At 59.8% G+C, this 26,005-nt stretch carries 28 protein-coding genes; 12 read left to right on the plus strand and 16 right to left on the minus strand.

Annotation, left to right across the window (positions count from 1 at the left end):
* The first annotated feature begins 38 nt into the window (after positions 1-38).
* Complete coding sequence (locus ACR0IP_RS17110) at positions 39-974, plus strand: DMT family transporter (RefSeq protein WP_170555248.1); 936 nt, start codon at positions 39-41, stop codon at positions 972-974.
* A 56-nt stretch (positions 975-1,030) separates the two neighbouring features.
* On the plus strand, positions 1,031-1,630 hold the full coding sequence (gene cobO / locus ACR0IP_RS17115) for a cob(I)yrinic acid a,c-diamide adenosyltransferase (RefSeq protein ID WP_170692341.1): 600 nt from the start codon (positions 1,031-1,033) through the stop codon (positions 1,628-1,630).
* Here cobO and ACR0IP_RS17120 read toward each other — a convergent pair.
* From ACR0IP_RS17120 to ACR0IP_RS17135, 4 genes are all read right to left on the minus strand, one after another.
* Positions 1,624-1,812: a hypothetical protein gene (locus ACR0IP_RS17120; RefSeq protein WP_170692344.1), complete on the minus strand. Its 189-nt coding sequence runs from the start codon at positions 1,810-1,812 to the stop codon at positions 1,624-1,626. The genes cobO and ACR0IP_RS17120 overlap by 7 nt on opposite strands.
* A 251-nt stretch (positions 1,813-2,063) precedes the next feature.
* The gene (locus ACR0IP_RS17125; RefSeq protein ID WP_170692347.1) at positions 2,064-2,429 is read right to left on the minus strand and encodes an SPW repeat domain-containing protein; all 366 of its coding nucleotides are present in this window, start codon (positions 2,427-2,429) and stop codon (positions 2,064-2,066) included.
* 111 nt (positions 2,430-2,540) lie between these two features.
* Complete coding sequence (locus ACR0IP_RS17130) at positions 2,541-3,491, minus strand: AraC family transcriptional regulator (RefSeq protein WP_480526932.1); 951 nt, start codon at positions 3,489-3,491, stop codon at positions 2,541-2,543.
* A gap of 111 nt (positions 3,492-3,602) precedes the next feature.
* Entirely contained in the window at positions 3,603-4,469 is an 867-nt protein-coding gene (locus ACR0IP_RS17135; protein ID WP_170379731.1) for a branched-chain amino acid aminotransferase, read from the minus strand.
* A gap of 159 nt (positions 4,470-4,628) precedes the next feature.
* Here ACR0IP_RS17135 and ACR0IP_RS17140 point away from each other — a divergent pair, with 159 nt between their 5' ends.
* The 6 genes from ACR0IP_RS17140 to dxs all read left to right on the plus strand — a co-directional run bounded on the left by ACR0IP_RS17140 (position 4,629) and on the right by dxs (position 9,886).
* The gene (locus tag ACR0IP_RS17140) at positions 4,629-5,141 is read left to right on the plus strand and encodes a MarR family transcriptional regulator (RefSeq protein WP_170379733.1); all 513 of its coding nucleotides are present in this window, start codon (positions 4,629-4,631) and stop codon (positions 5,139-5,141) included.
* Complete coding sequence (locus ACR0IP_RS17145) at positions 5,138-5,839, plus strand: response regulator (protein ID WP_170379735.1); 702 nt, start codon at positions 5,138-5,140, stop codon at positions 5,837-5,839. The genes ACR0IP_RS17140 and ACR0IP_RS17145 overlap by 4 nt, the downstream gene beginning before the upstream one ends.
* Before the next feature lie 69 nt (positions 5,840-5,908).
* The gene (locus ACR0IP_RS17150) at positions 5,909-6,835 is read left to right on the plus strand and encodes a histone deacetylase family protein (RefSeq protein WP_480526881.1); all 927 of its coding nucleotides are present in this window, start codon (positions 5,909-5,911) and stop codon (positions 6,833-6,835) included.
* Positions 6,832-7,074: an exodeoxyribonuclease VII small subunit gene (locus ACR0IP_RS17155; protein WP_170484940.1), complete on the plus strand. Its 243-nt coding sequence runs from the start codon at positions 6,832-6,834 to the stop codon at positions 7,072-7,074. The genes ACR0IP_RS17150 and ACR0IP_RS17155 overlap by 4 nt, the downstream gene beginning before the upstream one ends.
* Complete coding sequence (locus tag ACR0IP_RS17160; protein WP_480526883.1) at positions 7,075-7,941, plus strand: polyprenyl synthetase family protein; 867 nt, start codon at positions 7,075-7,077, stop codon at positions 7,939-7,941.
* Between the two features lie 16 nt (positions 7,942-7,957).
* Positions 7,958-9,886 (plus strand): 1-deoxy-D-xylulose-5-phosphate synthase, encoded by a 1,929-nt coding sequence (gene dxs / locus ACR0IP_RS17165; RefSeq protein WP_170692360.1) that lies wholly within the window; start codon positions 7,958-7,960, stop codon positions 9,884-9,886.
* A gap of 9 nt (positions 9,887-9,895) precedes the next feature.
* Here the strand turns inward: dxs and ACR0IP_RS17170 are convergent, their stop codons facing one another.
* Positions 9,896-12,106 (minus strand): hypothetical protein, encoded by a 2,211-nt coding sequence (locus tag ACR0IP_RS17170; protein ID WP_480526886.1) that lies wholly within the window; start codon positions 12,104-12,106, stop codon positions 9,896-9,898.
* A gap of 193 nt (positions 12,107-12,299) precedes the next feature.
* Here ACR0IP_RS17170 and ACR0IP_RS17175 point away from each other — a divergent pair, with 193 nt between their 5' ends.
* Positions 12,300-13,268, plus strand: a complete 969-nt coding sequence (locus ACR0IP_RS17175; protein WP_170379746.1) for a glycosyltransferase family 2 protein — start codon at positions 12,300-12,302, stop codon at positions 13,266-13,268.
* 103 nt (positions 13,269-13,371) lie between these two features.
* Here the strand turns inward: ACR0IP_RS17175 and ACR0IP_RS17180 are convergent, their stop codons facing one another.
* The 8 genes from ACR0IP_RS17180 to ACR0IP_RS17215 all read right to left on the minus strand — a co-directional run bounded on the left by ACR0IP_RS17180 (position 13,372) and on the right by ACR0IP_RS17215 (position 23,076).
* Positions 13,372-15,615, minus strand: coding sequence for a glycosyltransferase family 2 protein (locus ACR0IP_RS17180; protein ID WP_480526888.1), 2,244 nt, complete (start codon positions 15,613-15,615; stop codon positions 13,372-13,374).
* A complete protein-coding gene (locus ACR0IP_RS17185; protein ID WP_480526889.1) occupies positions 15,615-16,655 on the minus strand; it encodes a glycosyltransferase family 2 protein in 1,041 nt (346 codons plus the stop codon). Before ACR0IP_RS17185 ends, ACR0IP_RS17180 begins: the two co-directional genes overlap by 1 nt.
* Positions 16,656-16,845: 190 nt before the next feature.
* The gene (locus tag ACR0IP_RS17190; RefSeq protein WP_170484927.1) at positions 16,846-17,313 is read right to left on the minus strand and encodes an Hsp20 family protein; all 468 of its coding nucleotides are present in this window, start codon (positions 17,311-17,313) and stop codon (positions 16,846-16,848) included.
* 126 nt (positions 17,314-17,439) lie between these two features.
* Positions 17,440-18,243, minus strand: a complete 804-nt coding sequence (locus ACR0IP_RS17195; RefSeq protein WP_480526891.1) for a trypsin-like serine peptidase — start codon at positions 18,241-18,243, stop codon at positions 17,440-17,442.
* 8 nt (positions 18,244-18,251) lie between these two features.
* Positions 18,252-19,043 carry a trypsin-like serine peptidase gene (locus ACR0IP_RS17200; protein ID WP_480526893.1) on the minus strand — a complete coding sequence of 264 codons (792 nt, stop codon included), beginning with the start codon at positions 19,041-19,043 and terminating at the stop codon, positions 18,252-18,254.
* Positions 19,044-19,162: 119 nt separating this feature from the next.
* Positions 19,163-20,482 (minus strand): glycolate oxidase subunit GlcF, encoded by a 1,320-nt coding sequence (gene glcF, locus ACR0IP_RS17205; protein WP_170692374.1) that lies wholly within the window; start codon positions 20,480-20,482, stop codon positions 19,163-19,165.
* A gap of 4 nt (positions 20,483-20,486) precedes the next feature.
* Positions 20,487-21,587, minus strand: coding sequence for an FAD-binding protein (locus ACR0IP_RS17210; RefSeq protein ID WP_480526895.1), 1,101 nt, complete (start codon positions 21,585-21,587; stop codon positions 20,487-20,489).
* Between the two features lie 49 nt (positions 21,588-21,636).
* Entirely contained in the window at positions 21,637-23,076 is a 1,440-nt protein-coding gene (locus ACR0IP_RS17215) for an FAD-linked oxidase C-terminal domain-containing protein (RefSeq protein ID WP_480526897.1), read from the minus strand.
* 81 nt (positions 23,077-23,157) lie between these two features.
* On the opposite strand from ACR0IP_RS17215, the gene ACR0IP_RS17220 reads away from it, so the two are divergent.
* Positions 23,158-23,868: a DUF599 domain-containing protein gene (locus ACR0IP_RS17220; protein ID WP_480526899.1), complete on the plus strand. Its 711-nt coding sequence runs from the start codon at positions 23,158-23,160 to the stop codon at positions 23,866-23,868.
* A 35-nt stretch (positions 23,869-23,903) separates the two neighbouring features.
* Positions 23,904-24,251 (plus strand): hypothetical protein, encoded by a 348-nt coding sequence (locus tag ACR0IP_RS17225; protein ID WP_480526901.1) that lies wholly within the window; start codon positions 23,904-23,906, stop codon positions 24,249-24,251.
* Positions 24,252-24,254: 3 nt separating this feature from the next.
* Here the strand turns inward: ACR0IP_RS17225 and ACR0IP_RS17230 are convergent, their stop codons facing one another.
* Genes ACR0IP_RS17230 through rsfS form a run of 3 tightly spaced genes read right to left on the minus strand, consistent with a single transcriptional unit; the run spans position 24,255 to position 25,627 of the window.
* Positions 24,255-24,740: an NAD(P)H-dependent oxidoreductase gene (locus tag ACR0IP_RS17230; protein WP_170692384.1), complete on the minus strand. Its 486-nt coding sequence runs from the start codon at positions 24,738-24,740 to the stop codon at positions 24,255-24,257.
* Between the two features lie 12 nt (positions 24,741-24,752).
* Positions 24,753-25,223, minus strand: coding sequence for a 23S rRNA (pseudouridine(1915)-N(3))-methyltransferase RlmH (gene rlmH, locus ACR0IP_RS17235; RefSeq protein ID WP_170379769.1), 471 nt, complete (start codon positions 25,221-25,223; stop codon positions 24,753-24,755).
* A 44-nt stretch (positions 25,224-25,267) separates the two neighbouring features.
* A complete protein-coding gene (gene rsfS / locus ACR0IP_RS17240; RefSeq protein WP_170379770.1) occupies positions 25,268-25,627 on the minus strand; it encodes a ribosome silencing factor in 360 nt (119 codons plus the stop codon).
* Positions 25,628-25,857: 230 nt separating this feature from the next.
* On the opposite strand from rsfS, the gene ACR0IP_RS17245 reads away from it, so the two are divergent.
* Positions 25,858-25,965 carry an isopropylmalate isomerase gene (locus tag ACR0IP_RS17245; protein ID WP_170379772.1) on the plus strand — a complete coding sequence of 36 codons (108 nt, stop codon included), beginning with the start codon at positions 25,858-25,860 and terminating at the stop codon, positions 25,963-25,965.
* Positions 25,966-26,005 lie beyond the last annotated feature (40 nt).

The raw sequence follows: 26,005 nt of genomic DNA on the forward strand, positions 1-26,005 counted from the left end.
GTTGATCTTTCCGCGCCAAAAGCGCAGGTTCCCGGCCAATGGCACAATCCTTGACATCGCACCGCCCGGCTCTTGCTGTGGGCCTGAAATTGGCCGCCTTGATGCTGTTCACCTTGATGTCGGCCTTGGTCAAGGCGTTGTCCGAAGATTTTCCACCGGGTGAGCTGGTCTTTTTCCGGTCTCTCCTGGCGATTCCCGTCATCATCGCCTGGCTGATCTGGCGCGGGGAGCTGTCGCAGGGTTTTGTCGTCAAGAAACCCATGGGCCATTTCTGGCGCGGTGTTCTGGGCACCAGCGCAATGGGCTTGACCTTTACCGGCCTCAGCCTGCTGCCTTTGCCCGAGGTCACCGCCATTGGCTACGCGACCCCGATTTTTACCCTCGTCCTGGCCGCCCTGCTGTTGGGTGAGCGCATTCGCATGATCCGCATCGGTGCGGTGATGCTTGGGCTGGTTGGGGTTCTGATCATGCTTTGGCCTCGGCTCGGCAGCACCGAGATGGAGGTGGCGGCAACGATTGGCGCCCTTTGCGTTCTGGCTGCAACCATCGCGCGGGCTTTTGTGCAAATCCATATCCGGCAATTGGTCAAGGTCGACCACCCCGCCGCCATCGTGTTCTATTTCTCGATCACTGCGACGCTCCTGTCATCACTGACCGTGTTTTGGGGTTGGACCATGCCGACACTGGATCAGGCTCTGTTGTTGGTCGTTGTGGGCCTGATTGGTGGGGTTGCGCAAATCCTTGTGACCTCGTCCTATCGGTTTGGTCAGGCGTCGATGCTAGCGCCGTATGACTACACAACCATGCTATTCGCCATTGCGATCAGCTATTTCTGGTTCGATGAGCTGCCAACGCTGGCGATCTTGCTGGGGGCTGCGCTGGTGATTGCAGGCAATGTGGTCGTGGTCTGGCGCGAGCATCAGCTGGGGTTGGAGCGCGGCAAGGCGCGGTCTCTGACGGACCACAAACCGTGACTTTACCTTTCGCCAACTTCGCTTAGTTTGAGCGCAACAATTAATGAGGGCTCCACATGAGTGACGCACAAGACCACAAGGAAAAGATGCAAGAGGTGCAGGCCAAGCACCGCAAGAAAGTGTCCGAAGCGGTCGACCCTGACCGTGGCCTGGTGCTGATCAATACCGGCAAGGGCAAGGGCAAATCCTCGGCCGCTTTTGGAGTGGTGATCCGTGCACTTGGCTGGGGGCAGAAGGTGGCCGTTGTTCAGTTCATCAAGGGCAAATGGAAAACCGGCGAGCGGCGTTTTTTCGAAGAACGCGATCTGGTGACGTGGCACACGATGGGCGAAGGCTTCACCTGGGACACTCAGGATCGCGAGCGCGACATCGCGGCCGCCACAGCCGCGTTCGACAAGGCTTGCGACCTGATGGCCAGCGGAGACTACGATCTGGTCGTACTGGATGAGATCAACATCGCGCTGCGCTACGAATACCTGTCAGTTGAGCGTGTGATCGAGGGGTTGAATGGCCGCTCCGACAAGACCAGCGTATTCCTGACGGGACGTGATGCCCCGCAAGAACTGCGGGACTATGCCGATCTGGTTACCGAGATGACCGAAGAAAAGCACCCTTTCAAGGCCGGAATCAAAGCCCAGCGCGGCGTGGACTACTGACCGCGCGCCCTTTTGGGTGTTTCTCTGAGAACATCGTCCGAGGGCTGTTGGTTCAGCTCTCGGCATTTTTCTGCGTCGCAGGTCTTGCGATCCAGATAGGCCGCGACATCCGAGGCTAGTGCGTCGCAATCGCAGGACGCGCAACACGGGTCGGATAGCAGCTCTTCAAATCTGGTACGCATCGGTGCCCTCGGTCGTTCCCGGAACGGTGGCGGGCCATCACGACTGAACTTGCTGAGCCCACAGACCGCCCCGGAACCATGTGCTTGATCGGTTCATCTGGCGTTGATTTTTTCTGACTGTTTTTGTCGGTTTTTGCAAGGGAAACGACCGGGCAAGATAGCGAGCCTGCTTTGCCCGGAAAAGCAGATCCTAAAAAAGGGAAAAGCCGCGCAAGATGGCGCGGCTTTGAGCAGTGAGGGATAGACTGGAATCAGGCCGCTGCGGTCTGTTCAGGCGCGCTGAGCGAGATCACAGCGACTACAGCGGCCCCGTTCAGCCAGTAGAACAACGCGTCGATTCCCGAAAAGCCAAGCAGGCTGGGGGCCAATAGGAAGGTCACACCAACGGCCAGATCCACCGCGAGGTGCAGTTTGTAAGGCAACACCCGCCAAATCCCCAGGTGATGGTCGGTGAACACCGTCAGGACGAAAGCGGCAACGCCAGTGACAACGGACAGCCAAAGCGCCAGCGGGTTGGATTGGCCCAACCCCAGAACAAAGGGCAGCACCATCAACGCAATGGCAACGGGATAGTCGAGATAAGCGTGAATATTGCGTGTGACAAAACGGAGGGACATCTGGGTTTCCTTTCCTCAATCAGAGACAGATCAATAATAAGACCTGCATTGGGACCGCAGCAGCCCAGATCGTTTGCAAAACATTGCAGATCGTTCAGAAGTATTGGTGGATCAGTGCATCTCGCGATAAGCGGCCGGGGATACTCCGACCTGCTTCTTGAACACCCGCGAAAACGCCGCCTCAGATGCATATCCGGCCTCGGCTGCGGCGTCGGCCACGTTCCAACGCCCCTCGGTCAGACCGTGGCAGGCGATCTGCATCCTCCAGTCCGTCAGATATTGCATCGGGGTGGTTCCCATCTTCTCGGCAAAGAGCTGAGCGAAGGCCGTGCGCGACATCGCTGCCTCGTTGGCAAGGCTGGCCACGCTCCATTCCTGCGCGGGGGCTTGGTGGAACGCGGTCAAAGCGCGCGAGATTCGTGGGTCGGCAAACCCGGCCAAGGCGTCATCGTCAGGGCTTTGATGCTCCAAATAGGCCCGGATCGCCTGAGCAAACAGCACTTCGGACAGTTTCAGAGCAATCAGGTCACCGCCAATCCGCGCGCCGGACACTTCTGAGCCGATCATGCGCAGGGTGGCCTCGATCCACGATCCCGCTTCTTGTCCGTAGTTCTGGATCAGGATGTAGGGCGGCAGCCGGTCGATCAGCATATGACCGGTGCCATTCCGGCCAGCCTGTCCCGTGAAGGAAAAATGCCCACAGATCAGTTGGGTGTCGCGTTCCTCATCCCCGCCGCCATAGACCAGAACGCCTTCACCGGTATAGCCCGCGATATCTAGGACCTGTTCCAATGGCAGAGCGTCAAACGGCCTGACCTCATTGCACAGCAGCGCATGTTGCGCGCCATGCGGGATCACGATCAGATCGCCCTGTTTCAGACGCACAGTCTCGCCAGTTGCCGGGATGTTGACCTTCAGTTCTCCGCGTTGGACGAAATGAAACCGGGCCACGTTTTCAAAGCCGGGCACCTGAATCCCGAAAGGCGGGGTGAAGGAGGTTCGGAAATAGAACGTACCGCGCAGGGATAGGCGGGTGAGGATATCGCTGAGAAGGTCCAACATAGGACAAAGATACAGCGCGGCACGCCAAGGTCCATGCTGTTGAACGATCTGCAAAACACTCTGCACGACCTGCAACAAAAACCCCCGCCGAAGCGGGGGTTTCAGGTCTTATCAGGCGCGGACGAGTTTCTCGTAGTCTTCCGCAATTTCGCGGGTCAGATCGCCCACTTCAAAGGTGTAGTCGCCAATCTGCCCGACCGGAGTGACCTCGGCCGCCGTTCCGGTCAGCCAGCATTGTTCGAAATCAGCCATTTCCTCGGGCTTGATACGGCGTTCATGCACGGTGATGCCTTTGTCTTTCAGCATCTGGATCACGGTCTGGCGTGTAATGCCGTTCAGGAAGCAATCCGCCAGCGGTGTGTGGACCTCACCATCCTTGACGAAGAAGACGTTTGCACCGGTGGCCTCGGCCACATAGCCGCGCCAGTCCATGAACAGCGCATCCGAGCAGCCCTTGGCCTCGGCCTTGTGCTTGGAGATGGTGCAGATCATGTAAAGACCCGCCGCTTTGGCATGCACGGGGATGGTTTCCGGGCTGGGGCGTTTCCATTCGGCGATGTCCAGCTTGGCGCCCTGCATCTTGGCGTCGCCGTAGTAGGCCCCCCACGGCCAGACGGCGACAGCCATCCGCACGGGGTTCTTGGCCGAGGCCACGCCCATATCCTCGCCCGAACCACGCCAGACCAGCGCGCGGACGTATGCGTCCTGCAGGCCGCTGGCTTTCAGGGCCTCTTCCTTGGCGGCCTCGATCTGATCCACATCGTAAGGCATCGGCATGTCCAGAGCCTCGGCCGAGGCGATCAGGCGTTCGGAATGTTCCCGGCTCTTGAAGATCTTGCCGTTATAGGCGCGCTCACCCTCGAACACGGACGAGGCGTAGTGCATCGCATGTGTCAGGATATGGACATTGGCCTCGCGCCATGGGACCAGCTTACCATCCAACCAGATGGTGCCATCACGATCATCATACCCCGCCATGCGAAACCTCCTGAACCGGGTTGAATTTGCGAATGTTGCGCTAGTTAGGTCCGGAGCGGACACAATCTTGCGCAAAAACTGCGATTCGATACCTGTCTGCCCTTGGAATGTCAATAAGGCTGACTTAAACTGCAAACCGAGTAACGCATGAGGCATGATATGTCCGAAATCCGCCCCGCCCCGATTTACAGGGGTGAAAGCCTGTTATTCCTAACCGATGAGCAGTTGCGGCAGGGGATTGAGGCGATGTTTTTCGCCTATCGCGGGTTTACGGCGGATCCGGATCGTATCCTCTCGGACATGTCTTACGGGCGCGCGCATCACCGCGCGATCCACTTTATCAACCGCGCCCCAGGCACGACGGTCAACAACCTGCTGGCCATTCTGGGCGTGACCAAACAATCCCTGAACCGGGTGCTGCGGACCCTGATCGAAGACGGCATGGTCGAAAGCCGGGTTGGGACCGTCGACAAGCGCGAGCGGCATCTGTTTCTGACGGAAAAAGGCCGCGCGCTTGAGGCGACATTGTCCGACGCCCAGCGCGCGCGGATGCGGGCCGCTTACAAGGATGCGGGGCCCGAGGCCGTGGCCGGTTTCCGCAAAGTACTTGAAGCAATGATGGATGCTGATATGCGTCATGCTTACAAGAAGTTGCGGGATACGACCTCATGAGCGATATGGATGCCCACCTGCTGATCGTCGACGATGACGAGCGCATTCGCGACCTGCTGAAAAAGTTCCTGATGCGGAACGGGTTTCTGGTGACCGCCGCGCGCGATGCGGCGCATGCGCGTCGGGTGCTGTCCGGGCTGGACTTCGACATGATCGTTCTGGATGTTATGATGCCCGGCGAGGATGGTGTAAGCCTGACCAAAGCGCTGCGCGAGACCCACAGCACTCCGATCCTTCTCCTGACGGCGCGTGGCGAGACCGAGCATCGGATTGCTGGGCTTGAGGCCGGGGCCGATGACTATTTGGCCAAACCGTTTGAGCCGAAAGAGCTGTTGCTGCGCATCAATGCCATTCTGCGGCGGATGCCGGAAGCTCCTGCTCAAGATGCGGCAGCGAAAATCCTGACCCTTGGCCCGATCCGCTATGACATCGAGCGGGGAGAGATGTGGCAGGGCGAGGACCCGGTGCGTCTGACCGCGACGGAAAGCCAGTTGATGAAGATTTTCTCGGCCAAACCGGGGGAGCCGATCAGCCGGGCAAAGCTGGTTGAGGACCTGGGACGCGACAAGGGACAGGCGCAGGAACGGGCGGTTGACGTGCAAATCACGCGATTGCGTCGCAAGATCGAGCAGGACCCCAAGCAGCCGCGATACCTGCAAACCGTTCGCGGAGCAGGGTATATGCTGGCACCGGATTGACCGGGCCGCTGAGCGGCGATTTTATGCCTTCGGCGAAGATATTTTTAGCCAGATGAAGAGGGGATCCTGATGAAGACGGCCTTGTTGACCCATGCAGATTGTCTGGGCCATGTCACCCCCGATGGCCATCCTGAACGTGTGGCGCGGCTAGAGCATATACTACATGCGTTGGAGGCTTTGGATCTGGACCGCAGGACCGCTCCGATGGTGGCGGATGGTGATTTGCTGCGGGTTCACCCTGAGGACTATATCCGCGATATCCGGGCCGCGCGGCCTGAAGAGGGGTATACGCAGATTGATGGGGATACGTTTATGTCTCCGGGGTCGGTCGACGCTGCGTATCGGGGCGCTGGGGCCGTTGTTCGGGCGGTGGATCTGGTGCTGTCTGGTGAGGTGCCGAACGCATTCTGCGCCATTCGCCCGCCGGGGCACCACGCGGAAACCGACAAGGCGATGGGGTTTTGTCTGTTCGGCAATGCCGCCTTGGGTGCCAAACATGCTCTGGACCATCACCGGCTGGACCGTGTCGCGGTGGTGGATTTCGATGTACACCACGGCAATGGCACGCAGGACCTGTTGTGGGACGAAAAACGCGCGCTTGTGATCACCAGCCAGCAGATGCCCTTATGGCCAGGCTCCGGTCGACCCGATGAAACCGGGGCTTACGACACGGTTCTGAACATACCCCTGCCACCTGCGAGCGGTGGGGCTGAGATGCGCGCAGCCTATGAGGCGCAGGCCTTCCCGCGCCTGAGGGCCTTTAAGCCCGAGCTGATCATTATCTCGGCCGGGTTTGATGCCCATCAGGACGATCCACTGGCCAATCTCAACTGGTCCACGGGCGACTTCGCCTGGATCACCGCCGAGCTGTGCAAGATCGCGGATGATGTTTGTGAAGGCCGTATCGTCTCGACTCTGGAGGGCGGGTATGATCTGAACGCATTGGCCGAGGCGACACGCGCCCATGTGGAAGAACTGATGAAGGCAACACGATGACCGATACCCCCGTTGAGCAGATGACGTTTGAACAGGCGATGAAAGAGCTTGAGGCCGTAGTCGGCCAATTGGAACGCGGTGATGTGGCGCTGGATCAGTCGATTGCCCTCTATGAGCGCGGCGCGGCTTTGAAAAAGCGCTGCGAAGATGAGTTGAAGCGTGCCGAAGAGAAGGTCGCCGCCATCACGCTGGACGCCAGCGGGCAGCCAACCGGGACGACTCCAGTCGAAGGTCAATAAATGTTTCGCGACAGGCTGGCGCAGGATGCGGCGCGGGTTCAGAGCCATTTTGACATGGTTCTGGGGGCGCTTGACGATTTGGACGTGACGCGGGCCATGGCCTACGCCACCGAAGGCGGAAAGCGTCTGCGGGGGTTTCTGGTTCTGGAAAGCGCGCGCCTGCATGGCATTGACGCCGCTCAGGCAATCTGGCCTGCGACGGCAATTGAGGCGTTGCACGCCTATTCCCTCGTCCATGATGACCTGCCCTGCATGGATGACGATGACCTTCGACGCGGGCGCCCGACGGTTCACGTGAAATGGGGCGAAGGCACTGCCGTTCTGGCCGGGGATGCTTTGCAGACCCTGGCGTTTGAGCTTTGCACACGGCCCGAAGTCGGCAAGCCCGAGATTCGCGCCGAACTGGCAATGACTCTGGCCAAGGCAAGTGGGGCGCAGGGCATGGTTCTCGGTCAGGCACTGGATATTGCGGCTGAAACGGCCTCTGCCCCGCTTTCGCTGCACGAAATCACACGGCTGCAAGCAGGCAAGACGGGGGCGTTGATCGAATGGTCCGCCTGCGCGGGCGCTCGGTTGGCGCAGGTTAATCCGACCCCGTTGCGCCAATATGCCCAAGCCCTTGGGCTTGCTTTTCAAATCGCCGATGACATCTTGGATATCGAGGGCGATGCCGAAAAGGCAGGTAAACGGCTGCAAAAAGATGCAGATGCGGGCAAGGCAACCTTTGTTTCGCTTCTGGGACTGGATGCAGCCAAGGCCCGTGCAGCAGAGCTGGTGGGCGAAGCCTGCGCCGCGCTGGATGGGTATGGGGCAAAGGCTGAAACCTTGAAGGACGCTGCTCGCTTCGTTATTGCCCGGGACAGCTAAGCCAGGAACGCGCCAAATGTCTGACCGTCCGAATACGCCACTGCTGGACCTTGTGAACCGCCCTGCGGATCTGAAGCAGTTCTCGGACGCGCAATTGCATCAGGTGGCGCAGGAATTGCGGGCCGAGACGATCTCGGCCGTTTCGGTCACCGGCGGGCATCTGGGCGCAGGCCTGGGTGTCGTTGAGCTGACGACGGCGTTGCATGCGGTCTTCGACACACCGCGCGACAAGATCATCTGGGATGTGGGGCATCAGTGCTATCCGCACAAGATCCTGACCGAACGCCGCGACCGTATCCGCACCTTGCGCATGAAGGATGGCCTCAGCGGCTTCACCAAACGCAGTGAAAGCCCCTATGACCCGTTTGGCGCGGCGCATTCCAGCACCTCGATCAGCGCCGCTTTGGGCTTTGCCGTCGCCCGCGATTTGGGCGGAGTAACACCAGAGGGGTTGGGCGATGCGATTGCGGTGATCGGCGATGGCTCGATGTCTGCGGGCATGGCGTTTGAGGCGATGAACAATGCAGGCCACCTGCGAAAGCGCCTGATCGTGATCCTGAACGACAATGAGATGAGCATCGCGCCACCTGTGGGCGCTCTGTCGACCTACTTGTCGCGCATTTACGCCGAGGAACCGTTTCACGAGCTGAAGGCCGCCGCCAAAGGCGCGGTCTCTCTGCTGCCCGAGCCGTTCCGCGAAGGAGCCAAACGCGCCAAAGAGATGCTCAAAGGAATGGCCGTTGGCGGGACATTGTTCGAAGAGCTCGGGTTCTCTTACCTCGGCCCGATTGATGGGCATGACATGGACCAGTTGCTGCCGGTTCTGCGCACCGTCAAGGCACGGGCGACGGGGCCGATCCTGATCCATGTGTTGACCAAAAAGGGCAAAGGCTACGCCCCGGCCGAGCAGGCCCGCGACAAAGGCCACGCGACCGCCAAGTTCGATGTGGTCACGGGTGAACAGAAAAAAGCGCCCTCAAACGCGCCGTCCTATACGTCGGTCTTTGGCAAAACGCTGGTGGAAGAAGCCGCGCGGGATGACAAGATTGTCGCCGTCACTGCCGCCATGCCCGATGGTACCGGGCTGAACCTGTTTGCAGAACGCTACCCATCGCGCTGTTTTGACGTGGCGATTGCGGAGCAGCATGGTGTGACCTTCTCGGCGGCGCTGGCGGCAGGGGGGATGAAGCCCTTCTGCGCGATGTATTCGACCTTTTTGCAGCGCGGCTATGATCAGGTTGTGCATGACGTGGCGATCCAGCGCTTACCAGTGCGCTTTGCCATCGACCGTGCCGGCCTTGTTGGCGCGGATGGGGCCACCCATGCCGGGTCCTTCGATATTGCCTATATGGCAAATCTGCCGGGCATGGTCGTCATGGCCGCCGCAGATGAGGCCGAGCTGATGCATATGGTTGCCACTGCCGCAGCCCATGATGATGGCCCGATTGCGTTCCGCTATCCCCGAGGTGAGGGCGTTGGCGTTGACCTCCCCGAACGGGGCGAAGTTCTTGAAATCGGCAAGGGCCGGTTGATGCAGAAAGGCGCGCGCGTGGCTTTGCTGTCCTTCGGCACCCGTCTCGCCGAGGTGCAGAAAGCGGCCGAGGCATTGTCTGCTCGCGGCATCACCCCGACCATTGCGGACGCGCGCTTTGCCAAGCCGCTGGACCGCGATCTGATCCTTGATCTGGTCGAAAACCACGAGGCGCTGATCACCATCGAAGAAGGCGCCGTGGGCGGGTTCGGCAGTCACGTCGCGCAGCTCTTGGCCGAGGAAGGCGTGTTTGATCGCGGGTTCAAATACCGCTCGATGGTCTTGCCCGACATCTTCATCGATCAGGCCAGCCCAGCGGATATGTACGCGGTGGCGGGCATGAATGCCGAACAGATCGAAGCCAAGGTTCTGGAGGTTCTGGGCGTTGCGACCATCGGCGAAAAACGCGCCTGATCGCCGCGTTTAACCCAGTTCTTTCAACCCCAGCCGCACGGCCCGGTTGGGGTTTTGCTTAAGGATATGTGCGCCAAGGCGACGGGCGAGGTCCTTGTGCCCTTTCTTGACCGCGCGATTGAACAGCTCTCGCTGATAGCGCGGGAATTGTCTGCGGGCGCGCAGAAGGGTGTAGAACTCAGCCTCGGTCAAGGTTCCGTTCAACGCCCCCAGAATGATCGGGTGCAGGATACCCATCTGCAGAAGAGAGGACCCCAACCGATGCCCCAGCAGCGGCGCGCGCAGATGCGAGACGTTGGTATTCGTGAACCGCGCTGCGTGGCCCGCATCCAGCGGCTCATAAGGGTCATAGAGGATCGACACCCGTCGTGCGGCCTGACTGACCTGCGCGGCATCGCCATAGGGGCCGGTAAAGTCCCGATCCCACACGGTTTTATAGCGCGTCTCCCACGGCACCACGGACTTGTCGACCGTGCTTTGCGGTGAGATCGCAACCACATCGCAGCCCGGTGCTGCCGGAGAAAAGGCGCAGGCCGCATAGCCGCCCATCGAGGCCCCATAAAAGACAACACGCTGAAACTGCTGGAAGAAACCGCTTTGCTTCAGGTTATCGAATTGGTCATAGACCCACGGTTCGCGATACCAAGTCCAGCCGCCCGCGATGGCCGACAGCATCGACCAGTTCTGCTCTTTGATGAAGGAATATCCCCATGGGCGGCGATCTTTGCGATTGTTCATCGCCACGTCCAGATTGTCGAAGGTCACGACCAGAGTGTCCTTGGACCGCGGCATATAAAGCAGCGAGTGCCCGTTCTCACCGGGTCGATACCAGCCGTCCTTGCCTGCAAGATCCGTCGCGATCCGCGCCCAGCTGCTTGCGGCATCGGTGGGTTCTGGCGGTTTTGGCAGAACCTTGACGCGGGTGACCTCGTGCCCATCAACCTCATGCGTGGCGATCTTTTCATTGGTCCCGAAGGCCCTGAGGAAGGGAAACGCGCCCGAACCTTTGCGGATATCCATGAAGAGCCGCGTGTCGGAATGCAGCATCCGGGTCAGGAATTTCTCAAGGAACGGCACCTTGTAGCGATCGCCGAATCCTTCGAGATTGCACAGCACATCCACCGGTTTGAGCCGGTCCTGGGAGGTGATGATTTCGATCCGGTCCCGGTCAACCTCATGATCGGTCAGAAAGGCGACATAGTCGGCGATCCACGGCTCCTCTTCGGATTTGAACTTGCCGCGACGGTTGACGTCGACCAGCTTGACGTCGCAATCGAACTTGTGATGCAGCGCCAGAACAAAGCTGCGCGCCTTGCCGGTCAAATCCGCGACCGAGCGGACCTCGGTCAGGTCGACCTCATCAATCAGCGCGCCGTCAAACACCGTGTGCCCACGCCCTTTGATCGGCGCGAGGACGGGGTTGATGCGCGTCTCGGCCACAAGCTTGGCAAGATATGTGCCCTTGGGCGGCAGGCCGTTGTGATGGTTGCCCAGCTGACGTTTGTTGGAGGCCCACAGATGAAGTGCCGTGGTGTCTTCGGTAATCAGCTGCTTGGCCAACGCCACACGACGCATGAACTTATATCGCTCGGGGAAGGTGACCGGGTAAAAAGCGCTGACGGGCAGGGCGTGGTGCTCCAAACCCATGGCGTGAACAAAATGGGTCACCATCATCGGCCCCCAGACACCCCATGGCTGCTGCGAAATGTGAACCGGATTGCCACTTTCCGCCGCCTGCTGCATGGCGCGCTGTTTCGCCTTTGGCAGGAACGGTGCGATGGAATAGCGATCCTCGGTGAAGTCCAGCATCTGGCGCAATAGCTCACTGTCCGAAGGCATCCCCAGCACCGCGTTGTTGATCCGAGGCGAGTCCGGCAGCTCATGCCCAAAGACATAGTCGCTGTCATAGGTCATGGGACGGTGGCAAAAGACATCCGTGTCGATCCAGATCATGCCGGGGCATTTCTGAATCATGTGCAGCCGGAACCAATCGGCAAACAGCGCGAAGGAGTTCTTCTGTTCGTATTTGATGAAATCGTCGGTATCTATGATCTCGCGCCCGTCGCGGCGGATCACACCATCGGGGACGTTGGGGATATCCTCGTAGGAAAACAGGGTGATCTTCTGCCCCTTGTCCACAAAGGATTTCAGGCACAGCTGTTCAAGCCAACTGAGCGCGCCACCGATCCATAACGTGCCAACCTCGCGCGTGCGTGCCATCCGCGTATCCTTGTGCCTGCGTGTATTTTGGCACACGCGTCGTTTTCTTGATCCTAAGGTCTTGCGCCGCGCTTGGGTACCGCCAGATTACGCAGCAGGCGCGAATAGTTGGCCGGGCGTGACCTTGGTGCATCCCGTTTTGCGCCGCATAGACAAGACCCAAGCGCCAAAGCAGGCAAGCGAGCAGACAGTCATGAGCAATGAGACTTATACAGTCGTCTCCACGATGAAAAACGAAGGCCCCTACATCATTGATTGGGTGGCGCATTACAAAACGCTGGGCTTTGACCACATTCTGGTCTGCACGAATGACTGCACCGACCCCACCGTCGAAATCCTTCTGCGCCTGCAAGAGATGGGGCTGGTCACCCAGCACAACACGATCATTCGCAGCGGCGGCATTCACCGTTCGGCCCTGCGGCAGGCCTCGCGTCGCTACGACATCGTGATGGATGCCAAATGGGTCTTTGTCTGCGATGTGGATGAGTACCTGAATATCCATATGGGCGATGGCTCGGCCCGCGCGCTGGTCGAAGGGTCTGGTGCGGATGCGGATGTAATCTCGGTTCCTTGGCGGGTCTTCGGCCCGGACCATATCGAGCGGTTCGACGACGCGCCAGTCACCCAGCAATTCACCATGGGCGAGCTTGAATGGGACGCAGAGGAACGGCCCAAAACCGGTAAATTCGTCAAGTCTCTCTACACCAACCAGCATAAATTCAAGCGGATGGGCCTGCATGCGCCGGTGTCTCTGGATGAGCATGTCTCGGACACCAAGCGCGTTCTGCCCGGCGGCGCGGACTACGTCGTAAATGGCGCCCGCACCGAGAACCCGCCCCTGTTTACCCACGCGCAGGTCAACCACTATGCGCTGCGCTCGATGGAGAGTTTTCTGATCAAACGCGCGCGCGGGCGGGCGAACCACAGCCACCATGTGCTGGGCATGGAGTACTGGGACAGGTTCAACCTCAACGACGAGAAAGACACCTCGATCGAGCGCTACGCCCCGCAAAGCAACAAGCTGGCGGATGAGTTGAAATCTGACCCGGTTTTGGGCGATCTGCATGCACGGGCGGTGGAATGGCACCGGCGCAAGGCAGCCTCAATGAAGCTGGATCCGGAAATGGACGAGCTGGTCAACGGGCTAAAAGCCGCGCTTTAGGGTCTCAAGCGTTTTGCGTTTTACCTGAGAAAAAATCATCGAAATGCGCGTTCGACCGCAGGGAGAGGCAGCGTATTTCGAATCAAATTAAACACAAAGCGATCTAGTGTTGGGTTTCCCCGTCATGATCGACGGTAAAGAACCAATCCTTGTCGGGGTCACGTTCCAGCACGTCATCCGGAATGGATGAAGGACCTTTGAGGAACACATTCGCCCCGAAATGCCGGTGCAGACGCGCAAGCTTTTCAAGGCGCGCGCCGGTCAGTTCGGCGTAGAACGCGGCGTAGTTCGGCGTGGCCTTCAGCTCCGCGATCTTGGCGCGGTGGCGATCTACCGAATGGGCATGTGCGGCGGCGATCTCGGGATCGCTGAGCAGGCGGTCCAACTCGGCCCGCATCGCTGGCACCATGCGCGCGATAGAGTGATCCTCAGCGTAGTTGTTGTTCATGCGGAACCAGTAGGCGAGGCCCTGATCCCGCTCAACATGGTTCACCCGGCCCCTGTCGCGCTTGACCAGAAAGCTCTCGGCCGAGCGGACGGCGTAGTGGTTCAACTGCACAAGATCGTAGCCATAGGTGTTTATCGTGGACCGCCAGCCATTGCGAAACATCGAGCGCGGCATCGGCGCACCGGACCCGTTGACCCAGTTGATCTCCTCCCACAACTGCGGATTGAGACCCTTGGGGCGATGCACGCCGAGCTTTCGGAACAGGCCGATATTGCGGAAAAGCGTCTTGAACCCCCAGGCTTGATGCGGTTTGCGGGCATATTCAGGGGCGCAGCGCTGGAACTGTTCGATGACGGGTCTATCCTCGAACCCGTGCAGATCGCCATTGCCGAACAACCGCCATGTCATCGCGATCATGTTCGCGTCGGGCACAGCGGCAAACAGCGCGTCCAGAGTGCCGTCGCCGCATTTGATGTTCACGTATTCATCCACATCAATACAGGCGACCCACGTGGCATCCCTGACGATCTGCTCATCATCCGCGGAATGCAGGGCCGCGTGCTGCGGGCGCATGTCCATCCGACGGAACGGGTTGTCTCGGTGCTGAACCAGGCCCTTGCTTTGCAGCATCTCCAGCATCGTATCGGTGCCGTCGGTGCAGTCATTGGTGTAGATCAGGAAATCATCGAACCCAATGGCCCGATGATAGGCGAGCCACTCAAGAATAAACGGGCCTTCATTCTTCATCGTGGTCACGATGGCACAACGCCCGCGCCCTGTTTCCTTTGAGGTGACCTCCAACTCGGGCATCCGCACCGGTTTGTGCCCCCAGGTCGTGGCGGACAATTGCAACAGCGGCTCATGCTCGATCAGAGAGGTCTTGGGCACAATTTTCGAGATCGAGCGTGTCGGGTGCCGCAACAGCATGTGACGGTAGAACCCCATAGTTAGGGTCGAATTCGGGCGCGCATTTCCGACCCGGACCAGCCGCCAGACCGCATCTGGGGCGGATTTGGCTGGCGCGATGCACCAGCGCTGCCGACCGCCCGTCGCATCGAATTGCACGCAGATATGATCGCCGAAATGCGCCTTTTGGCCCGCACGCACGCGCCACGGATAGCAATGCCGTCCGAACAGCGCGATCAGCCCGCCCTCGGCTGCAACGGCTGCGTCGAATACAGATGTATCTGTTTCGACCATCAGGTCATGCACGTCGATATTTGCCACGGCGCGCGCCTGCGCCAGAAACCGGGTACGCATGATTTCATAGACCGAAAACGCGCCAAGCGGGCTGTCCCATGGGCTGGGCGGCGGGACCTCCATCCGGTCCTTTCCCGGAGACTCGCTGACGCAAAACGGGTGCGCCTCGGGCGGCAGGTCGGGTTTGCCCAGCGGCACCGGGCTTTGGACCAGCACCACCTGACAGGTTAGAGCGTGAGCTTCCAGCCCCTTGCGAAGCGCGGCGGCAAACCCATCCTCGGTACCGGGAGGGGCTCGGTCGAGGATCACCGTAGCCTCAAGCCCCTGCGTTTCGATATGGTAGGCCAACCACTCCAACACGATCTCGGCGCTTTCGCCGTTGCGTTGGGCGATGAAGGCGTTCTTCCCCTCAAACAACGCGCATTCCGACGGCGCACAGGTCAGATCAAAGGTCTCTCCGCTAATCGTGAACCGAGGGCGGGCGTTCTGCTGTAGGCGGTATCGCAGGATGCGCGCGTCGCCCACAGCGCCCGTCTCCTCAAGCACACTGCCCTTAGGGGGGATGACATCCTCGGGCGCAAACAAACGATCAAAGAACAACGTGACGACCTGCGCGCCACCATCCTGATGCACAACCGCATCGAGCAGGATCGCGACACCCAAATCCTGACCTGCAAGCTGCCGTTCGATCAGCCCCATCACTCAGCCGCCTTCGACAAAAGCGAGACCTGTCGGGCAACAAACGCAGCCCCCTCTTGCGCCGAGGGCGGGATGCTGTTGACCAGCCCTAGGCGGAATTCCAGCCGTACGGCCTCGATATCTTGCTGCAAGGCCGCATAGGCGGCGCGGTGCCAGTTCAGGCAGGCCTCATGCGCGGCAGCTACGCCGGGCAGGTCCATCAGGTCGGCGTAAACAGCACGGGTCACGTTCATCATTGCGGAAATGCTTGTCTCTTCGACCGTGTTCCAGTTGCGCTCGGCCCAATAGGTCACCCCGATTTCGCGCTCCGTGTGGTTCGGCAAACCGCGCGCGCGTTTAACCATGAACTCTTCGCGCGAGCGCAAGGCATAGTGGTTCAACCAGACCTGACGCGCGTCCACAGGCAGACCATAGAGCGAAATCGCGCTATCATTCCACACGAAGCCCAACGGCAGGTCCGCCCCATCCGGCCCGATCCAGCGCGCGGGTTTTGACGGTTTGCTGCGGGGCCGATGCACCCCCAGCTTCTGAAACGCCGCCGGACGGTGGAGCGTCTTGAACAGGTGGCCGAGCGGAAAATGCAAATCCTCGGGCGCGGCTTGTGTAAACCTCTCGGGCGTCAAACCGCTGCCACGCTGTACTTGACCACCCGTGCCAAAAAACCGCCACGGCAAGGCAAGAGCGTCGAAAGACGCCGACGCCGCCTCAAACCGGGTCAACAAATCTGGCAGAGTGGCATCCCGCAGACACAAGAATTCATCACAATCGAAAAACAGCGCCCAGTCGGCCGAAGCGTAAGCTGGGTGATCCGAGGCGTGTTTCAACGCCTGCCACTGCACGGCCTTGTTGCCCTTAGGGTTGAATGGAAAATGCTCAATCCGCGCATCCTGGGCCAGCGCCTGCAACAACGCATCTGAACCATCCGAGCAATCGTGGCTCAGCACCAGAAACCGATCGACGCCTGCCGCAAGGTGATGGGCCAGCCATTCCACCAGAAACGGCCCGTCATCCTTCTGACATGTGATGCCCAATAGGGTCATGCATGACCTCTGACTGCTCTTGGTCTTTTCATTCACTTATAGGCAGATCGGGACAGGAAAGCCACGTGGTTGATCAGGGAAGGGAGCCCTTGGGTAGCGCCAAAAAAACAACGCCCCGCGTCTGGAGGAACGCGGGGCGGGTGTTGCGGCAGTCAGGGAGGAGGAGACCGCCGCAGGAACTTAAGGCGCGTTAGTTCACGGCCTTGGCATCAACCACATCTTTTTCGATGGCTTTGCCCGAGGAAATCTGAATCCGGCGCGGCTTCAGCGCTTCGGGTACTTCGCGCTTGAGGTCGATGTTCAGCATGCCGTTTTCATGGCTGGCGCCTGTCACGCGGACATGGTCGGCCAGAGCAAAGCGGCGCTCAAACGCGCGGGTGGCGATACCGCGGTGCAGATAGCTGCGGTCCTTGTCCTCGGCGGCTTTCTTGCCAGCCACGATCAGCGCGTTTTCCTTCACTTCGACGGACAGGTCTTCTTCGGAAAAACCGGCGACAGCGACGGAAATCCGATAGGTGTCGGCGTCGGTTTTTTCGATGTTGTATGGGGGATAGCTGGGCTGTGCCACGTCGTTGGTCAGAACGCGGTCCATCATGTCGGCGATCTGGTCGAAACCAATGGTGGCGCGGTGCAGCGGTGCAAAATCAAAACTACGCATGTGTCGTTATCCTCATCCTAGAGCGATTTACGATGTTCAGCCCTCCAATCTGGACGGGCCTCGGGTGATACCGGACCCCGTTGTGGCGATCCGATACAAATCAAATGGGTAACGATTTACGTAAGTTCAACCCCCGCCCGAGCTGATGAATTTCGCGCCCGATCCGGACTTGCCCGAACCCACCTGCAATCTGCGGATATTGGCTTTGGGTTGGGGTGCATCCCGCCGCATGATCGCCTTGAGTTCGGAGACGACCGGAGACAGTTCCATCCCGAATCCGATCTTGCGGCCTCCACTCTCGCCAATGGCGGAAACAACCGACAAAATCTGCCAGCGCGACCCGTTTTTGGTCAGAACGGCCGACCCCGATGAGCCAAAGGTGACGTCGCAATCAAAGGTGATCAGCCCGTCTCGCCGATCCAGGATTCGACAGGATTTTTCGCGCGTTATGGCCTCGGACCGGCCTCGCCCGTAGGAGGCGATACTGAGTTCCGAGCCGATGACGGGTCCCTTATAAAGGACAAAAGGATCGGCAATCGAATAGGGGATCGGCTCATCCAGCCGCATAAGCGCCACATCCTCGCGCACACCCTGAGACGATAAAGGGTCATTGGACCCATAGCTTGGCAGCGTGGCAATCTGCACCACCTTGCGCTCGGCGAGTGCGACGCCATTGCTCAGCCCAGCGCGGAATGTTACCTCGCCCGGCTCATAGGCCTGTCCGGTGCGTTTATCCAAGGCACAATGGGCGGCTGTCAGCACCATGTCCTGCGCAATCAGCGTCCCCGTACAGAAAGATCGTTTGCCGACATCCAGTCGGCCGATCGCCTCCCACCCGTAGAGGTCATCGCGATCGGTAAGCGTGCGTTTGTTGCTTTGGGCCTGCGCTGCCGTGGCCACACTAGAGGCGCACAAAATGAGAAGTGCCAAGGCGCGTATCATGGCCTGATAAACCTTGCCCCGACATTCTTGCCAGACCCGGTGCTGCCCGAAGACAGGCCAAACCCATTTCCATTGGACAGTTCCGCCTGCAGCAGTTGTAGCGATCCATCCAGCGCGGTACCCAGCGACACGTTTTCCCCGTTAAGCTCGGCTTTGGCCGACACCACAGATACGATTCGCGGACGCTCACCACTCAGAGAGAAAATCGGCGCGCCAGAGGCCCCGAAATCAACGTCGCAGGACATTACCAAAACACCACGGTGCCCAGCCATGACCGAGCAAACCTGCTGCAGTGACGGGGCCTCGGCCCGGTCATGCGCGTAGGACACGACACCCACCTGCTCGCCTTGGTCTGGGCGCGCGCCGGTTTCAAAAGGAATAACGGTGGTGTTGCGAACCGGCTGCCAGAGTTCGATCAGCGCCAGATCGTAACGGACACGGTCGCTTGTGGCCCTGCCGTTATAGACATATTTCGGATGAATCACGGCCTGTCGCGCCGGACGATAGGCCGAAGCGCTCCCACGTCGCCAACCCGCCAGAAACTCGATCCGCGACGGGTCGATTCGCTTCTTGGTATGTTTTTCGAACAGGCAATGCGCGGCTGTCAGTACCAGCGTGGGCGAGATCAGCGCGCCGGTACAAAATCCGGTGCCATCAATATCCAGCCGCCCCACGGCCATCCATTGCCGCCCGGAATCCGACGTCTCAAGGCTTTTCAGCCCGGTATCCTGCGCCGAGGCAGCCATTGGCAGCACACTCAGCACGATGGCCTTGATCCAGTTGCGCACGCGGTTCTCCGGCTATCCGTTCCGATCAACTGTTCTACGGGTCGCGTGGGGCGAAAATAGGGCAGGTCGGCTTGGCGGAAATTTCCTGTTCAACTGATGCCAAGGCGCATCATCGCTGCCTAGCGCAAAATAGGCACCTCGGAAGTCGCCCTGCCCGTCTGCAAACCACGAGGTTTCGGACCTCCGGTGGCCCAATCCAGCAACTCGACCGTATGGACGATCGGCAGCTCGGTCCCCGATCCGATCTGCATCATGCAGCCGATATTCCCCGCAGCGATCAGGTCGGGCTTTTTAGCCTCAAGCGTGCGCACCTTGCGCTGTTTCAGCTGGCCCGAGATCTCGGGCTGCATCAGATTATACGTGCCCGCACTGCCGCAACACAGATGGCTGTCAGCGGGTTCAACAACCTTGAAGCCAGCGCTTTTCAGCAGCTCCTTCGGGTAGGTCTTGATCTGCTGCCCGTGTTGCAGCGAACACGCCGCGTGATAGGCCACGGTCAGCCCTTGATCCGACTGCTCGGGCAGATCCAATTGCATCAGGACCTCACTGACATCCATCGCAAGGGCCGACACCCGTGCCGCGTCCTGTGCCAGAGGGTCATTTCGGAACATGTGCCCATAGTCCTTGACCGTCGTCCCACAGCCCGAGGTGTTAATGACGATGGCGTCCAGCCCATCCCCATCCATTTCACGCACCCAAGCACGGATATTGCTTGCAGCCGCCGCGTGGCTCTGCTTGCTTTTGCCCATGTGGTGGGTCAGCGCACCACAACATCCGGCCCCCTCGGCGACAACCACCTCGCATCCCAACCTGGTCAGAAGACGGATCGTTGCGTCGTTGATATCGGTGTTCAGCGCCTTTTGCGCACAGCCCGTCATCAAAGCCACACGCTTTTTGCGCGGCGTTTTGGGCGCAAAGCTCTGCGGGTCGTCATTGCGACTGACCGGAGGGATATGTTTCGGCGCCATGTCCAGCATCGCCCGCAGCCGGGCATCTGGCATCAGAAACCGGAACGGACGCCCCAGCTTGGCCCCGATCAAGGCCCAGCGAAATCGCATCGGATAGGGCAAAATCTGCGCCAGAACCCAGCGCAGCACACGATCGGACAATGGGCGCTTGTAGTTGTTTTCAATATATTCGCGCGCGTGATCAACCAGATGCATGTAGTGCACGCCCGACGGGCAGGTCGTCATGCAGGCCAGACAGGACAGGCACCGGTCGATATGTTTGACCGTCTTCTCGTCCGGCACACGCTCATTCTCAAGCATATCCTTGATTAGGTAGATACGGCCGCGTGGGCTGTCCAGCTCATCCCCCAGCACCTGATAGGTGGGGCATGTGGCGGTGCAAAACCCGCAGTGGACGCAACTGCGCAGGATCTCGTTCGAGCGCTTGATCGCCGGATCCTGCAGCTGTTCTTCGGTGAAAGTCGTCTGCATCGGCCTACCCCATCAATCCCGGATTAAACAGAGCTTTTGGGTCGAACCGCTGCCGCAACCCTTGACTCAGGGCTGCAACCGGTGCGGGCTCCGGTTGGAACCGGCCCAGCGCCTGAACCGTCTCGGGTTTAGCCCGCACGATAGAGGCATGGCCTTGAAAACCGCCAAGCCGCGCGCGGACATCGGTGCCCTCATCCACCAACGCCCAGATCAAACCGCCACCCCAATCGAGTAAGAGTTTATTGGCCTCAAGCCGCGCAGTGATTTCCGGCGCATCGCTGGGCTTGACCGAGATACGCCAGACATCGCCCTCTTTCCCCACGAACGGGGTCACGTCCCGGATCGCGCGCCAAGTGGCATCTGAATCCTCAACAACGGCGACCTCGCCGAACCCGGACAGCACGTCCTGCAATCGCCCAACACGATACGCAACCGAATCCGCAAACCCCTCAATCCGCAGCAATGCCTGACCTGTTTCGGGGGCAAAGGCAGCCCCGCTCACCTCACAAGGCGACCTCAATGCGGCAGACAGAACCTCAACCGCGCCCGAGGCATGGGCAACCGGCACGCCCAGGGTCACGACCGCTTCGGATTTAGGTAAAACTTTCAACGACACTTCGGTCAGCACCCCAAGCGTCCCCCAGGAGCCTGCCATCAACTTGACCAGATCATAGCCGGTGACATTCTTCATTACCCGCCCGCCATTCTTCACGACCTGCCCTTGTCCGTCGACATAGCGCACGCCCAGCAGAAAATCCCGACACGCCCCGGCCTGCACCCGCCGCGGCCCCGAGATATTGGCAGCGATAACTCCGCCAATCGTCGGCTCACCCGAGGTGCCCAACAGCGCGCGGTAGTCCGCCGGCTCGAACGCCAGTTGCTGACCTTCGGCCTCCAGCGCGGCGTCAATCTCAGCCACCGGAGTTCCCGCCTGCGCAACCAAAGTCAGCGCGCCGGGTTCATAGAGCGATATCCCACGCAATCCGTCCACATTCAAAACCGCCCCCGGGCCATCCACCCCGCGCGTCCCGCCACCTGCAATACGCACCGGCCCCTGCAACCCGGCCACGATCTCGGCCAGTTCCGTTTCTGTCTCAGGTCTCATGACACTTCTTCTGTTCTAAAATACCTCGAGGGGATAGGGGCAGAGCCCCCTATTCCGCAGCCATCCGGCGCGCCTGTGACACGTCCAAAGGAAACACCTTGGCTGGGTTCAGCAACCACTGCGGGTCGAACACATCCTTCACCGCCATCTGCGCCTCAAGATCGGCCGCGCTATATTGATGCGACATCAGATCTCGCTTTTCGATGCCCACCCCGTGCTCTCCGGTCAGGCAGCCACCCACATCTACGCAAAGCTTCAGGATATCGGCGCCAAACGCCTCGCATTTTTCCAGATCACCGGGCTTGTTGGCATCGAACAGGATCAGCGGGTGCATATTGCCGTCGCCCGCGTGGAAAACGTTGCCGACGGGCAGGCCATAGTCCTCGCTCAACTCTCCGATGCGGCGCAGAACCTGTGGCAGCGCCGAGACGGGGATCGTGCCGTCCAAGCACATGTAGTCGTTCATCTGCCCCATCGCGCCAAAAGCCGATTTCCGACCCAGCCAGATCTTGGCGCTTTCCTCAGCGGACTGGCTTTCGCGCAGTTCCACCGGGTTGTGACGTTTCGCGATCTCGACGATCTTCGACAGCTGATAGTCGATCTCGGCATCCGAGCCTTCGACCTCGACAATCAGCAGCGCGTGGCAATCGGGGTAGCCGGCATGGGCGAAGTTCTCACATGCCTTGATGCAGAGCGTATCCATGAACTCGATCGCGACCGGCAAAATACCCGACTTGATGATGTCCGAGACACATTGACCGGCCACCTCATTGTCATCGAACCCCATCAGAACAGGCCGCGCGCCTTCTGGTTTGCGCAGGATGCGCAGCGTCGCCTCGGTCACGACGCCAAGCTGCCCTTCCGAGCCGCAGATAACCCCCAACAGGTCCAGACCGCCGGAGTCCAGATGTGCGCCGCCGATCTCGACCACGCTGCCATCCATCATCACCATGGTCACACCCAACAGGTTGTTGGTGGTCACGCCGTATTTCAGACAATGCGCTCCGCCCGAATTCATCGCGATATTCCCCGCAATTGCACAGGCCAGCTGGGATGAAGGGTCGGGGGCGTAAAAGAAATCCTCCTCTTCAACCGCGCCGGTCACGCTGAGATTGGTGCGGCCGGTCTGAACGCGGATGAAGCGGTTATCATAGTCGGTCTCCAGCACGTCATTCATGCGTGCCACGCCAAGGATCACACTATCCGCCGTTGGCAGCGCCCCGCCTGCAAGCGAAGTCCCCGAGCCACGCGGGACCACCGGCACGCCCTCGTCATGACAAATGCGAAGCACGTCCGAGACCTCTTGCGTGGTCGATGGCAGCACCGCCAGCATGGGCGGGCAACGATACGCGGTCAGCGCATCACACTCATAGGCCCGAGTCTCTGACGGGTCGTGAATCACCGCATCCTCAGGCAAAACCTGCAGCAATCGCGCCAGAACGGCCTGCTTTCGCGCAAGCACTTCAGGATTTGGCTGGGGCATTTCCATGGCTGATCCTCCAATTTGGTAAAATAATATTACCAATTTCTCCGTCTGGCAAGTTTTATGATCTGACCCTACTGTCGCGCCATGACCTGGATTGATCGCGCGCTTATGTTTTCGACGCTGGACTATGCCGCCGTTCTGCTTTTGCTGGCGGCCTGGCAAGGGATCGGCTGGAAGATCGAACACCCTTCGCCGGGCAAACTGTCCGTTGCGATGATGATGGATGATTTCCGCCGTGGCTGGATGCACGAGATGGTCACCCGCCAGCCCCGTATGTTTGACGCGCAGGTTGTTGCGGCCATGCGGCAGGGCAGCACCTTCTTCGCCTCAACCACAATGATCGCAATTGGCGGTGGGCTGGCCTTGTTGGGCAATACCGAGCAACTGGCAGGCGTTGCCAGCGATCTGGCCATCGGCAGCGCCCCTGCATTGGTGTGGGAGATCAAGATCCTCGTCGTGATCCTGTTTCTGGCAAACGCGTTCCTGAAATACGTCTGGGCGCACCGCTTGTTTGGCTACTGCGCCGTTCTGATGGCCGCCGTGCCGAATGATCCCGATGACCCGGAAGCCTACCCGCGCGCAGCGCAAGCCGCCGAGATTTGTGTGACCGCCGCCCGCAGCTTCAACCGCGCGCTCAGGGCCACCTACTTCGCGCTTGCCTCGCTCGCGTGGTTCCTTGGCCCCCTCGCGTTGATCATCGGTACCGTGATCACTTTTGGTGTTCTCTACCGGCGTGAGTTCGCATCACATTCGCGAACGGTGCTTCTGACCTTACCCCCTGACACCAAGACGTGATCCCTATTTCGCAATCAATTCCTTAGGATCTGCCCATGCGCTACCTGATTCTGACCGCTTTCCTTGCCACACCCGTTCTTGCCGATCCGCCGACCATCGAGAGCGTCTCGGCCAGCCGCAGCGGAGATGCGTGGCGTTTTGATGTGACGATCCGGCATCCGGATACCGGATGGGATGACTACGCCGATGGTTGGCGCGTGCTGGACATGGACGGGGCCGAGCTTGGTATGCGCGTATTGCATCACCCGCATGTGGACGAACAGCCCTTCACCCGCTCACTGAGCGGCGTCTCGATTCCCGAAGGCACCACGCAGGTGCAGATTCAAGCCCGCGACAATGTCGGTGGTTGGAGCGAAGACACCACGATCATCGACCTGAACTAAGGATCAGAACACCCCGAGGCTCAGCCCAGCCGCCATAGCAGCGCCGATTTCGCGGCACTGATCCAGCTGGTCTTCGGGGATTGTCTTCTCAGCCAGTATCGCCTCAGGCGATTGAGCATGGGTGCAAATGATCAAAGGCGGCTGTACTTCTTTCAACCGCCAGCCGGTGGCGATGCGGGCGGTTTGGCGGGCGGCGTTCTCTCCATCTGATCCGGCACAGATCATCTGGGCGTAGGGGCGGCCTTCGATCCGGCCCAGAACGGGATAGTAGCAGCGATCGAAGAACTCTTTCATCAGGCCCGAAATCGCGGCGAGGTTTTCGGGGGCGCAGAAAATGTAGCCGTCGGCGGCCAGCAAATCTTCGGGTCCGGCCTGATCTGCGGTTTTCAGGACGATATCTGCCTCATCCCTACCGGCCTCGGCCGCTGCTTCGGCCATTTGCCGAGCACCGCCAGTGCGCGAATGATAGACAATCAGAAGCTGCGCCATGTCAGACCCGTTTCAGACCCGGTGATAGGGGCCGCCCGACAAGATGGTTGCGGCCCGGTAGAGTTGCTCGGCCAACATCACACGGACCAGCATATGGGGCCAGACCATGGACCCGAATGAGATGGAAAAATCCGCCTCGGCGCGCAGTGAGGGGTCAATTCCGTCTGCTCCGCCGATGATCAGCGCCAGATCCTGCCGCCCGGCGTCACGCCAGTTTCCCAGCTTTTGGGCAAAATCCGGTGAGGACATCAGCCGTCCACGCTCATCCAGCGTACAGATCACCGCTCCTTTGGGCAGCGCCTTACGCAGCAACCCGGCCTCGGCGCCCATGCCGGCGTTTTTCTTGTCTTCAACCTCGATCACCCGCGCAGGACCAAGGCCCAGGCCACGGCCGGTCCGGTCGAATCGGGTCAGGTAATCGTCAAGCAGGGTCTTCTCGGGTCCGGCGCGCAATCGCCCGACCGCAACTATGCTGATACGCATATCTCTCTCGCCTCCGGCCCTTCAATAAAGGCCGGGATGGCGCCTCAGTTAGCTGAGGCGCTGCCGCCCGCAGGCTGCCACATCTTTTCCAGCTGGTAGAATTCACGCACTTCGGGGCGGAAGATATGGACGATCACGTCGCCCGTATCGATCAACACCCAGTCGCCGGCATCCTTGCCTTCAACCTTCGAGGTGAAACCGAATTCCTGCTTGATGCGATCCGTCAGCTTTTCCGCCATGGCTGCGACCTGACGGGTCGACCGACCCGAGGCAATCACCATGTGATCAGCAACAGAAGACTTACCTTGCAGGTTGATCTGCACGACGTCTTCGGCCTTGTCGTCGGAAAGTGAGGAAAGGATACGCTCAAGCAGCTTGTCGCTGATTGACTGAGAGTGGGCCATTACACTGGCCCCGTCATCGGCGGGCAAACCCGCCTGGGTATGTAGAGACAGGACATAGTCCTCCTTTGCTGCGCGCCGTAAAACCCGGCGCAGGGTAAATTCAAGGTAGCAAGCGACCCATGACATTTCAATGAAGCACGCCTGATGCCTCGCATGAATGTGCCCTGATGGCATCTGGGGGCCTTACAAGACCTTGATAGACTCGGCCAGTGTCTATATCTGACCGGAATATGAGACTCAATGTAGCCCAACAGCAGAATCTGGAAGACCGCGCGCGGTTGCGCGAACGGTTCTATGGGGCTGCCCGCACGGTTCTGGCCCGCCTATCGGCGGCCTAAGCCACCTCGCCAGCTATTTCTCATTACATACGGGAGAGGA

The organism is Ruegeria sp. AL11, from assembly GCF_056540865.1.

Coding starts and splice junctions, on each gene's coding strand:
- rsfS (WP_170379770.1), bottom strand. CDS start 25,627: ATGGCCCACTCTCAGTCAATCAGCGACAAGCTGCTTGAGCGTATCCTT.
- ACR0IP_RS17190 (WP_170484927.1), bottom strand. CDS start 17,313: ATGCGTAGTTTTGATTTTGCACCGCTGCACCGCGCCACCATTGGTTTC.
- ACR0IP_RS17215 (WP_480526897.1), bottom strand. CDS start 23,076: ATGGAAATGCCCCAGCCAAATCCTGAAGTGCTTGCGCGAAAGCAGGCC.
- ACR0IP_RS17145 (WP_170379735.1), top strand. CDS start 5,138: ATGAGCGATATGGATGCCCACCTGCTGATCGTCGACGATGACGAGCGC.
- ACR0IP_RS17180 (WP_480526888.1), bottom strand. CDS start 15,615: ATGGGGCTGATCGAACGGCAGCTTGCAGGTCAGGATTTGGGTGTCGCG.
- glcF (WP_170692374.1), bottom strand. CDS start 20,482: ATGCAGACGACTTTCACCGAAGAACAGCTGCAGGATCCGGCGATCAAG.
- ACR0IP_RS17125 (WP_170692347.1), bottom strand. CDS start 2,429: ATGTCCCTCCGTTTTGTCACACGCAATATTCACGCTTATCTCGACTAT.
- ACR0IP_RS17210 (WP_480526895.1), bottom strand. CDS start 21,587: ATGAGACCTGAGACAGAAACGGAACTGGCCGAGATCGTGGCCGGGTTG.
- dxs (WP_170692360.1), top strand. CDS start 7,958: ATGTCTGACCGTCCGAATACGCCACTGCTGGACCTTGTGAACCGCCCT.
- ACR0IP_RS17110 (WP_170555248.1), top strand. CDS start 39: ATGGCACAATCCTTGACATCGCACCGCCCGGCTCTTGCTGTGGGCCTG.
- ACR0IP_RS17220 (WP_480526899.1), top strand. CDS start 23,158: ATGACCTGGATTGATCGCGCGCTTATGTTTTCGACGCTGGACTATGCC.
- cobO (WP_170692341.1), top strand. CDS start 1,031: ATGAGTGACGCACAAGACCACAAGGAAAAGATGCAAGAGGTGCAGGCC.
- ACR0IP_RS17160 (WP_480526883.1), top strand. CDS start 7,075: ATGTTTCGCGACAGGCTGGCGCAGGATGCGGCGCGGGTTCAGAGCCAT.
- ACR0IP_RS17155 (WP_170484940.1), top strand. CDS start 6,832: ATGACCGATACCCCCGTTGAGCAGATGACGTTTGAACAGGCGATGAAA.
- ACR0IP_RS17185 (WP_480526889.1), bottom strand. CDS start 16,655: ATGACCCTATTGGGCATCACATGTCAGAAGGATGACGGGCCGTTTCTG.
- rlmH (WP_170379769.1), bottom strand. CDS start 25,223: ATGCGTATCAGCATAGTTGCGGTCGGGCGATTGCGCGCCGGACCCGAG.
- ACR0IP_RS17170 (WP_480526886.1), bottom strand. CDS start 12,106: ATGGCACGCACGCGCGAGGTTGGCACGTTATGGATCGGTGGCGCGCTC.
- ACR0IP_RS17150 (WP_480526881.1), top strand. CDS start 5,909: ATGAAGACGGCCTTGTTGACCCATGCAGATTGTCTGGGCCATGTCACC.
- ACR0IP_RS17230 (WP_170692384.1), bottom strand. CDS start 24,740: ATGGCGCAGCTTCTGATTGTCTATCATTCGCGCACTGGCGGTGCTCGG.
- ACR0IP_RS17135 (WP_170379731.1), bottom strand. CDS start 4,469: ATGGCGGGGTATGATGATCGTGATGGCACCATCTGGTTGGATGGTAAG.
- ACR0IP_RS17130 (WP_480526932.1), bottom strand. CDS start 3,491: ATGTTGGACCTTCTCAGCGATATCCTCACCCGCCTATCCCTGCGCGGT.
- ACR0IP_RS17120 (WP_170692344.1), bottom strand. CDS start 1,812: ATGCGTACCAGATTTGAAGAGCTGCTATCCGACCCGTGTTGCGCGTCC.
- ACR0IP_RS17225 (WP_480526901.1), top strand. CDS start 23,904: ATGCGCTACCTGATTCTGACCGCTTTCCTTGCCACACCCGTTCTTGCC.
- ACR0IP_RS17175 (WP_170379746.1), top strand. CDS start 12,300: ATGAGCAATGAGACTTATACAGTCGTCTCCACGATGAAAAACGAAGGC.
- ACR0IP_RS17245 (WP_170379772.1), top strand. CDS start 25,858: ATGAGACTCAATGTAGCCCAACAGCAGAATCTGGAAGACCGCGCGCGG.
- ACR0IP_RS17140 (WP_170379733.1), top strand. CDS start 4,629: ATGTCCGAAATCCGCCCCGCCCCGATTTACAGGGGTGAAAGCCTGTTA.